We start from the raw sequence: 1273 nt of genomic DNA, 5'->3' as shown, positions 1-1273 counted from the left end.
TCGCAAGTATCCCAAAAACCGTTAATTCCAACATAGTAACCTAATTGTAGAATGAAAACGCGTCGTTGAAAACCGAAAAAGAGGTGGATGTTCACCACCCCTTTTATGCCTGCAGTATCGAGTCGCGTCTATGCGCTTTCTCGATATGTTAAACAATCGGCATGCCCGCTATGGTGGGCGACTGTAATCCCCGGCGCCGCGCAATCGTTGCTCTGATTAAACTTGCAGTCCACCACGTTGCAAACTGCAACATCAGGCATCTCCATTGGAGATTCTTGGACATTTTGAGTGGTAAACGTATCGCACGTGGGGTGGATGCCGCCGACATTGATGTTTGGGGCATGGCAGGCCTCGTTGTTGTTAAAGCCGCATTCCGTAACCGTACACGTAAGAACGTGGCCTTCGTTCATTTGCTGCATGAAACGTACCTCCTTCAACAAGAATTGCTATTGATGCCACGTGTATACCCAAAACGAAGGAATGTAAGCAGCATGAAATGATAATCGATAAGGGGTATTCAGGGTATTGATTTTAATCGGTTCCGGTTAATTAAGAATTGGCGACAACCTTACAGTTGGCTTCAGGTCGTTTTTCACGGGCGGCCGCAGATCGTTTCTTTGTATTTCTGTAGCTGAACAGCGCTAAGAAATGACCGACTAGCTCAGGGTCGAGCTGTGTCCCCGCGCTTCTTTTGATCTCGGTTATAGCATCATCAACCGGTAACCCTTTTCGGTAAGGCCTATCGGTGATCATAGCATCATAAGTATCCGCAATCGCAAGTATCCTGGCCTCAAGAGGTATCTGCTTACCCTTAAGCCCATTGGGATATCCGTTTCCATCCCACCGCTCATGGTGCGACCTTACGGCTGGGACAACGTCTTTGAGGCTCGTAGAATTGATGATCTGAGCGCTAAGCTCGGGATGAGTTTTAATGATAGCCATCTCGTCATCAGTAAGCCTGCTGGGTTTGTTTAATATGCTGTCAGGCATGCCGATTTTACCCACATCATGCAACATGCCGGCGACTTCAACGCGATTTATAGCTTCTTCATCTAAGCCTATTTGTCTCGCAAGCTTGCCCGCCATATCACTTACGCCGTTAGAATGAAGCCCGGTGTATTCATCTTTGGCATCGACAGCCGTTACAAGCGTTTTAACCAAATCTAATAAAGCGGCTTCTTCAACTCTTTTTGTGCGTTCTTCCGCGCTGAGGGCTTCAACCACTTGGGGGTCGTATGTGAGGACATTGTTCTTACCCTGCAACTTGCCCCAA

General features: G+C 47.7%; 2 protein-coding genes. Both read right to left on the bottom strand.

All coding sequences use genetic code 11. From position 1 onward, the window contains the following. Positions 1 to 128: 128 nt before the first annotated feature. Entirely contained in the window at positions 129 to 419 is a 291-nt protein-coding gene (locus COY37_RS02830) for a DUF1540 domain-containing protein (RefSeq protein ID WP_286975991.1), read from the bottom strand. A 130-nt stretch (positions 420 to 549) separates the two neighbouring features. Next, a partial coding sequence (locus COY37_RS02825) for an HD-GYP domain-containing protein (RefSeq protein WP_286975990.1) occupies positions 550 to 1273 on the bottom strand: 724 nt, incomplete at its 5' end.

The sequence above is a fragment of the Candidatus Aquicultor secundus genome, from assembly GCF_002791875.1.
Taxonomy (GTDB): domain Bacteria; phylum Actinomycetota; class Aquicultoria; order Aquicultorales; family Aquicultoraceae; genus Aquicultor_A; species Aquicultor_A secundus.
The sequence above is the reverse complement of the archived record's forward strand: the minus strand, read 5'-3'. Positions and strand labels throughout refer to the sequence as shown.

Coding starts and splice junctions, on each gene's coding strand:
- COY37_RS02830 (WP_286975991.1), bottom strand. CDS start 419: ATGCAGCAAATGAACGAAGGCCACGTTCTTACGTGTACGGTTACGGAA.